Annotated in this window: 7 protein-coding genes; all 7 read right to left on the bottom strand. The window is 55.1% G+C overall.

The annotated features are described in order from the left end of the window. The coding region (locus NTU47_15265) for a hypothetical protein (GenBank protein MCX6135169.1) at nucleotides 1-1522 on the bottom strand (1522 nt) is incomplete at its 3' end. Between the two features lie 58 nt (nucleotides 1523-1580). Continuing rightward, a complete protein-coding gene (locus tag NTU47_15260) occupies nucleotides 1581-1979 on the bottom strand; it encodes a response regulator transcription factor (protein MCX6135168.1) in 399 nt (132 codons plus the stop codon). A gap of 81 nt (nucleotides 1980-2060) precedes the next feature. Next, nucleotides 2061-2486, bottom strand: a complete 426-nt coding sequence (locus NTU47_15255) for a response regulator transcription factor (protein ID MCX6135167.1) — start codon at nucleotides 2484-2486, stop codon at nucleotides 2061-2063. Nucleotides 2487-2549: 63 nt separating this feature from the next. Next, entirely contained in the window at nucleotides 2550-2957 is a 408-nt protein-coding gene (locus NTU47_15250; GenBank protein ID MCX6135166.1) for a response regulator transcription factor, read from the bottom strand. A gap of 1407 nt (nucleotides 2958-4364) precedes the next feature. Next, nucleotides 4365-4727, bottom strand: a complete 363-nt coding sequence (locus NTU47_15245) for a hypothetical protein (GenBank protein ID MCX6135165.1) — start codon at nucleotides 4725-4727, stop codon at nucleotides 4365-4367. A gap of 11 nt (nucleotides 4728-4738) precedes the next feature. Next, a complete protein-coding gene (locus NTU47_15240; protein ID MCX6135164.1) occupies nucleotides 4739-5230 on the bottom strand; it encodes a hypothetical protein in 492 nt (163 codons plus the stop codon). Nucleotides 5231-5498: 268 nt separating this feature from the next. After that, complete coding sequence (locus NTU47_15235) at nucleotides 5499-8657, bottom strand: SPOR domain-containing protein (GenBank protein ID MCX6135163.1); 3159 nt, start codon at nucleotides 8655-8657, stop codon at nucleotides 5499-5501. Nucleotides 8658-8659: the final 2 nt, after the last annotated feature.

Here is an 8659-nt window from a genome sequence, read left to right as displayed (position 1 = left end):
TCCCTGTCAACGCCTGAGCATTCGTGGTGAATGTATGTACTCCGGTTCCGGCGGTGAATGTGCCGGTAGCGTTGTTCGTTATCCCGCCTCGAAACTCGATTGGCGAACTACCGGAATTGTTCCAAGTGCCACCGGCATTGACCGTCACAAGTCCTGTGAAGATCTTGGTGCCCGTAGCAGAAGAGATCGTCAGGTTGCCGCTCGTCCCTGCGCCAACAGTCGTCGTGCCCGTCACCGTCAGATTGAAGCCTGCTGCGGTGAATGTCGTCCCATTTCCGATCGACAGAGTACCACCGATGGTGGTAGCCACGCCCGTTGACACGGAGGCAGTACCTGTCAGCGTCACATTGTTGAAGGTCGTGGAACCTGTTCCACCGATGGTTTGCGGACTTGTCCCGTTAAACGATACAGTCGTCCCAGTGCTCGTAAACGTACCGCCGTTGTTCGTCCAGTTGCCGCCGACAGAATGTGTGAACGCGCCGCCGATCAAAGTCGCCCCGTTGTTGATGGTCAGCGGCACCCCGTTATTGAGGACTTTCGCCGCAGCCATGGTGATCGCGCCTGTGTTGGCGATAATGACTCCACCGGTCGCCGCGAACGGGGTTATCCACTCCTCAGTCGTGGCATTTCTTGCAGTAGCTGTGTTGTATTGAAGCGTTGCACTGCCGCCGTACGTCACGACTCCAGTCGTGACCGTAATGCCTGAAGCTGCATTCCCTTCCATCGAAAGGATGCCATTGACAGTCGGAGTAGTGGCAAACGTCTTTGTGCCGGTACCCGAAATCGTGAGGTTGTTGTAGGTCACGACCGCAGCAGTCTGCGCAGCACCGGTGTAGTTTACTGTGCTCGTACCGGCGGTAAACGTACCACCAGTCCCACTTATGCTGCCGGCAATGTTCAGCGTACTCGAACCGCCATCAAGAGTACCGGCCGTTCTTGTCCAAGCACCCGAGAACGTATGCGTCAGTCCGGCGCCGAAGTTGAGCGTCCCGCCTGTTCCATTGATGGTCAGTCCGGCACCACCAACATTGCCCTGGAACGTTGCCGTCCCCCCGGTCTTCGTCATCGACACCGTGCCCGTCGTCGTGAAGCCCGCGATGGAATGCGCCACCAGGGTTCCGGAAATTGTGACCCCGCCTGAGCCAGAGTATGCCCCTGCGTTGGTGAAATTGCAGCTTGCCAGCGTAAGCAGGAACGTACTCATGTTCAGCGTTCCACCGTTATCAATCTGAAGTGTGGAAGCCGTGGTAAGGTTTGCACCAATAGTCCACACCGCAGTGGCGGTCATGGTGGTACCACTCTCAATGATAAAAATGTCACCTGCAGTTGTAAAATTAGCAGGGTTTGTTCCACCACCACCACTTGTTGTCCCCCAACTGGTTGTAAGATGAGGTGATGTGGCATTTTTACCATAATAAGTCCCCGCCGTTGCCGTCGCACCCAGCGCGACAATGAGCAACGCCGTGAGTACAAACGCGGCAAGGCTCTTCCTCAGAGGCGATATGTGCCTGGTCTGACTCACGAGCGGGAACTAACCCTTGGATCGATATGTGATTTGTGTTCGAGCATTACCTTTTCAATTATGCCGCATTCACCGCCAGCGTTGTACGCCGCGCCTGCTCGTTCATCAGAACCGCGGTCAGCGCGTATTTCATGGAGTTTTTGTCGATGAAATCGTCCGCCCGGAATTCGCGAGCAGCCCGGCGATACACGTCGCTGTTGTGCATCGACAGAATGACGACGCGCGTCTCCGGTGACCGGCGCTTGATCTCGCGGGTGGCATCGAAGCCGTCCTTGTTCGGCATCTCCAGGTCCATCAGGACCAGGTCCGGATGCAGCTGTTCGGCCTTCTCGATTGCGTCGTTACCGTCTACCGCTTCACCGACGACTTCGAATCCGGGCTGCGATCGCAGAAACGCCCGCAGCGAATGCCGGAATCCTTCAAAGTCATCCACCAAAAGCACTTTGACTGTACACATATGGATCCTTTCGTTGAGTTGTATGAGTTGTGATTGATTGTTTGTCATCAAATTCTTGTGAGAGTAGTTTCCTGCTCATTTTCATTTGTTGGGAGCTGCAAAACCTGGTACCACCAGGCCCAAGGCCCCTTCGCCAAGCCTGCGCCGTTCATCGACCACGAGCGCCGCAAGGTCCTTCTTCATCGATCCTTTGTCGATGAACCCGTCCGCCGCCGAGCGCCAGGCCATCGTCCGATACGATTCCCCCGCTTCCTCGGAAAGGATGACGACACGGGTATTGGGAACCCTTACTTTGATCTCCCGGGTCGCCTTGAAACCGTCACACTCAGGCATGTCGTAGTCCATCAGGACGAGATCGGGGTGGAGCTTGACGGTCTGCTCGATGGCTTTGGCCCCGTTCGCGGCCTCACCGATGATCTCGACACCGTGTTGCTTTTTCAGAAACGACGCGAGCGAGCCCCTCAAACCATCGTGATCGTCGACAAGAAGCACTTTGAGCGTGACCATGTTTAATCCCTTCCGAACTAAGAGTAATGCTCAGAAAGCATCTAACTGAGCAATGTGTAAGAACTACTTGCCGCTGGCGACAGACACTTCTGCGAACGTAGGCGAGAATATTCCCTGACCAAACGTTGCCAGCAACCCGGACCTGATGGAGGATTTCACGATAAACCCGTCCGCCTGAACCTCTTCAGCCTGGTTGCGGTAGAATTCGCTGTCATGCATCGTGGCAATAACGACTTTCTTTTCGGGCCATTGGCTCTTGATGATGCGTGTGGCCTCCAACCCGTTTCGCCTTGGCATCGTGATGTCCATCAGGATGACGTCGGGGTCGCACGCCTCCATTTTCTCGATCACATCGACGCCATCGTCCGCTTCGCCAACCACGATAATATTTGGCAGCCGGCTGAGAAAATCACAGACAACCTTGCGGAAATCTCTATGGTCGTCGGCAATAAGAATTCTTATTGCGTTCACGATGCCTCCTGAAGTATATGATGGTTACACCACTCCTAATGATTCTGTGGTTCAAATGTGCGCGAGAAGAGCCTCGATAACCATAGGATATACACCGTAATTTGGGGAATACGGGCAAATACGCGTGTGACTACGGGTCACACCGTAGATAAACTGAGACACTCGGACTCGAACAATGCGAAAAAAAGCGATTTTGGGCATTCGCGAATGTTGAAATTGCGGGATCGAATTGGGGATGTGACACAGCACACGGGGAGGAAACGACGGCGGGCGATTTCTATGATTTCGCGGGAGGAAGTGCCGCAAAATCACGAAATGACGGGCGGTGAGAACACTGAGAGGAGTTGTTTGTGCAAGTTCCGAGAGTGGAACTCTCGCATGAGGTATGTCCGACAGTAGAACTGTCGGACAGCGAGGGTGGATGCCTGCCGTTCTTCGACAGTTGCACTGTTGAAGAAGGCCCATCCTAGAGTTCTACTCCAGGAGATCGAGCTTGATGATCGAGCAATCGAAGTCGCCTGCGTAGAATCTGAGAGTGGAACTCTCGCAACGGGTGGAGGCCGTCCAAAATGTAGGTCGAAATGTCATTTCGACCAGGTTGAGTTTCAAGAATCGTTCATATTCGTCATCTCTTGAACTTACTCCGACGGTTGAAAGTACTATTTGGACGGCCTCACCGGAGGGGATGTTTGTGTCCTCTCCTTCCAAACCCGCTCACTGATCGTGATCCCCGCCATACCACAGGCGGGCTGGTTCGCTCACGATCTCAAGGTGCTGTTCTTTGCCATGGTCGTCGGGAGATTCCAGAAATCGAAGGGAGGGACTTGGTCATTACGTCGGGAGCCGAGCTCCCGACGAGCGTGAGAGACCGAACGCAACTGATAATCAGAACATTGGACCATCAAATCGACGTGATCGTGTTGCGACTTCCGGATTGCTTCGTCCCGACAAACGTCGGGACTCGCAATGACGTGAAACATCAAGGGGTGACTTTGAAAGGTTGGGAATCATGACCCGTTTGAACAAGACGCACTCAGTCAATTGACCGGTCACTGCGAGCGAGCCTGATCCCACTCTCTTCCGGAAGGGACGAGCAAAGCCTGCCCGCCTCGGGCAATTCCAGAAGCAGGCGGGCGTGAGGTTTTTTTTGAGATAGCTCTTGGGCAGATCTGCGGGAGAACGCGGACGTGACGATACATCGCGCCAGTGGCGTTGCGGGAACGGTTCAACACAGAAGAACTATAGCGAAGGAGAATAGAGGCTATCTCAAAAACTCTCAAAGTCATTGCGAGCGATGCCCCGTAGGGGCGAGCGAAGCAATCTCACCAACGTATGCCGAGACAAAAGAGAGATTGCTTCGGCCAAAAGCGCCTCGCAATGACGTGGTTGGCGTTTTTGAGATACGTTCTACTCTGTCAACGTGAAGACAGCTTTTTCTGCGGGTGGTGTCTTGATGTTGAAAGACTTCACAGCAGGATATTTTGGTTTGTTTGCGGCGTACGTTTGTTCAGAGACTTCGAAACCCATTTCCGAAGCGGCAAGCGATCGTGAATCCGTGCCGACCGTGACTTTCAAAGGATTCGCACGCTCGAAGCCCGCTTCGCTCACAGCAACTGACGAGGCCTGTGCGCTTGCGAGAATAACCGGCGCAGACCGATGCACACCGAACGTCACCATCTGACTCGCCGAACTCGAGTTCTGTGCGGAAGCTTCGATCGTGACAATCGCCAACAGCGATGAGACTATGAGTATGTGCTTCAAGAACTTCATTACACGATCGATTAGTTTGTCAACGTAAGTGTCACCACGCGCGCATCGGCGGTGATTTGTCCGACTGATGCGTCTGCTGCGAAGGTATATGTGATCGACTGATCGAGATCGCTCCCCTTGGCCAGACCTGCGACAACTTCCACCGGGCTCATCGCGTTCGATACATCGACGAAACCGTTGCTCAATCCCCTCGAGCTCTCGAGCTTGATCATCAACCGTGTGCCGTTTGGCATCGCTGTGTTGATCGACGCGACGATTTTCATGTTGTCGATGTTCGTCATCATGCTGTACTTCGAACGGCTGTCGCTTATCGAAAGTTCTTCAGACCCCGCGTTGGCATCGGTGATGTACAACGCTCCGGGGTTTCCGCTTACGGCAATTTTTGTTATCGGCTTCACTTCGATGGTAAGCGACTGAACGACGCTCGTACCCGTTTGGGCGAGTGCGACCAGGGGAAAACAAATGCAGAAAATGAGTGACAATCTGAGGGATTTGGGGCTCATGCTCGCTAGGAAATAACGGAAATACTGTGTTAATGTCAAGTTCGGGAATGCGATTTGTTGGTTTGTTAGCATGCGTCAGGAGGGACAAAATAGGTGCCATAACTTCACCGGGGGAGAGCGTCCGCCACACGAGCAGAACCACTCGCAAATCTGTCGTTAAAAGCAGACTCTCAAAAAGTGTCTCAGGTGAGACAGTTGTAGTTTCTACAGAAAATGGATGGGGAATGCGGGTCGGATGATGCCGTCGTACGTAGACCAGGGAGGGGTTCTACTTCAGGTCACGTACTGCCTCGCAGGCGTTTTCAGCGGCTCTTCGTGACTTGAATCCGCCGAGGAGAACCCGATAGCTCAACTTTCCGTCGGGCAAAACGACTGTTCGAACGAACACGGCCAGCCTGGATTTCGGAACCAGAACAGCGGCGACGGAATCTGCAGATGATTTCTTCCGCCAATCTGAATGTTCAATACAGAAAATGAGTTTCTCAGGCCAGAACACCACGTTGCAAGGCATCTGCGCCGGCTTCTCGGCTCTTTGCACAGGGCTGATCGTTTGGTTCTTGATCTCCGTCTGGGGAGCTGGTATGACAGATTTCGGTTTCAGCGCGGCCGCCTCAGCGGGCTTCGCAACCTGCGGCACCGGCTCAATAATTTTCTTCGCGACCGGCGGCTGAGTCTTTTTCCCCTTGTCGGGCGATGTCGAGATCGTGACGCCCTGCGAGATCATCTGAATTCTCCGTCTCTTCGGCAGCGCCTTGAAAGTCTGTTCAGCGGACTGACCCGGAGCAACGTTCAGTTCAACCGCTTCTTTGTCGAAGTAATAATTCTGCGGGAGATTGCCGTCGGCTATGCGAAGTGTCCAGCGCCCGGGCCGAATGTTTGAAAACGCGAAGCGACCGCGACTATCTGTAACCCTGCGATTGACATCATCACCGCTCACGAGTTCCACGATAACATTTGGATGTCCTCCAAGCTCCACAATTGCCGGCTGCGTGGTGTCGTTCGCCGCCTGCTCCTTCGCACCGAACATCAGCACCGTCCCGGTCACGACAACTGACCGGCTGAGCGATACATCGAACCGGCTTTCTTCCCCGCCGACGATGGTCAACTCATGCGGAAGCTGCTGAAGTGTTACGCGATTCAAACCGACGGTCGTCATGTCGACCTGGATAAAGTACTTGTCCGGTTTGAGCGATGGGAAATTGTAGTCACCGTTGCGATCAGTGAGTGCGGTCGCGCCCCCCGCGTAGACGAGGACGTTCCGAACACCTGTCCCTTTTTCCGCATCCATCACACGTCCGATAAGCTGACCGCTGACAGTGCTGCGGGCGATCGGAACTCCGATCGGTACTGAATACTCGACGAGCCACGCAATTTCTTTCTTTTCGAATGACGGGCTGAAGATACTCTGCCGACCGCGGAATGCCACGGTGTGTCCCCAGGGAAACGAGTGATCGAATCCCACATCAAGCAGCGTGTACGATTGTTCCACAGCGCCCCACCCGCGGTTTCCGAAGATCGAAAGTGAGAACTGAGTTCCTTCACCGAGCAGAAGGTTGACACTGAAACTCCCCGCCAGACGCTCCTGCTGCTCGAACGTCGAGGGATCGCGGTCCTTTGTATACTCCGCCGAGAAACCGTAAGTCTGTCCCGAGAAGGGCTGGAGGCTCAGGTACGATGAGTACCGCTGGAACGGGTTTTTGATCCCCGCGATCTTGTCGTCCGTCGAACCGAGATCGGCACTTGCGATCACGGTGACCGCGGGGAGGTTGTAGCCGACACGGACCTGCCAGGTCTCCTCCTTACGGCGGAAATGCGGATCCGGCAGCAGGTCGTCCTGGTCATTCGTCCGGTAGTACACCGCCAGCAGATTCGAGATGCTGAGGCCTGCCTGATAATACCGGTCCCGCGGAGCGAGGAGAAGCGTCGTGTCGTGATCCAGATTCCGCTGCTCGTCCCTGTAGAATCCTTCGAGCCGGATGTCGCGCAGCGGCATCAGGTTGAAGCTGATATTCTTCAATTCGACGTCTTTGTAGTAGCCGCCATACTTCGTCCCCGCGCGTACATACCGGGTATCATAGGCGAGCCAGTTGGCAGATCCGGTCCACCGTGCGGAAAACGCATTGTCCGTTTGGCCGGAGAGGCTGCTCATCCCGTATTCGAGTTCCAACTCGCTCCTGTTCATCGGCTGAGCGAGAGTGCGAATCGTCACAACGCTGCTCGAACCCGGCTCCTGCTTTCCAAGATAATTCAGTCCGACCTGGGCGGCATCGAGAACGCGATAGTTCAGATAGCCGGCCCACTCCCTTTGCTTCGGCGAGAAAAACCGGGCCTCGTTGTAGAACGCTCCCGCCGACATCCTGTTCACTTTCACGTTCCCGCTTGCGCCGAAGCCATAGCGGTTGTATTCGGTCAGAGGGGTGAGGCTGAAATTCTTGTCCCCGACGAATGCTTCAAAGGACTTACCGATGTATGCGAGCTGATATTCATCGCGCCGTCCCAGGACCGATTTCTGCTGTATGTCCGGAGTCCTGATGAGGAGATCCAGCCGGTTCTCCTCGTTGTTCCCCAGCGGACCTGAGCCGGAAAGTTCAAGCTGAGTCCCGCGCTTTTCCTGCTCCCCCGCGAAGCGTATCAGCGCCCGAACCGGGAACCTGACGTAGCGTTCTTCCGATCCAGTGACCCGTGGAACCACTTCGACAAAACTGCTGGCCTTCGCGGTGTTGGCCGTATCCAGCTCGGCAGTGAGCTCAAGAATATCCTGCAACTTGGCCGTCAGCGCCGGGTCGGTAGATACTTTGACGCGGATCGTACGGGTCTCTCCGGGACCGACGTGAAGAGCTGCGGAGTCCGGCACGGCAGGGAATCCGGCACTCGAATGCGCCAACAGGCGCACCACGTTGGCGACGTTCCCCTTGTTGTTAAGCACGAACACTGAGGTATAGGCCTCACCGGCAACGGCGATGCGGGGTGACTCGATGAGCTTCAAACCCTGTTCCTTCACACCCGTGATCGCGATTGTCATCGTGACCTCGGCTGCTTCGGACGGATTGGACGGGTCCTTCACGCCGTAGCGAAGCGTATAGTCCCGGGCCGGTGATTCGGCAGGTATGGAAATGCTCAGGAGCCGGATGTCGCTCCCACCGGCTTCCAACTCAAAGGGAAAGTCCCTGGCGAGTCTCCGCCAACCGGAGGGAGTGACGACGGTTGATTCGAATCGCTTTCGGGATGAAGAGGTGTTGGTGACTCTGAAGCTCAGGGTGAGGAGTCTCCCCGGGGCAGTTTCAACCCGCGTACCGCTGCTGGGGACGACCTCCACAGAACGAGACTGGAACGCATGCGCCGACACGACATGCAGCGCGATGAAGAGGATGAAACAAAAAAATATCCGGCTTGGGAAAACCGGATATGTCAAGATGTGTCGTGTCACAA

This window comes from Ignavibacteriales bacterium, assembly GCA_026390595.1.
Taxonomy (GTDB): Bacteria; Bacteroidota; Ignavibacteria; order UBA10030; family UBA10030; genus UBA9647.
The sequence above is the reverse complement of the archived record's forward strand: the minus strand, read 5'-3'. Positions and strand labels throughout refer to the sequence as shown.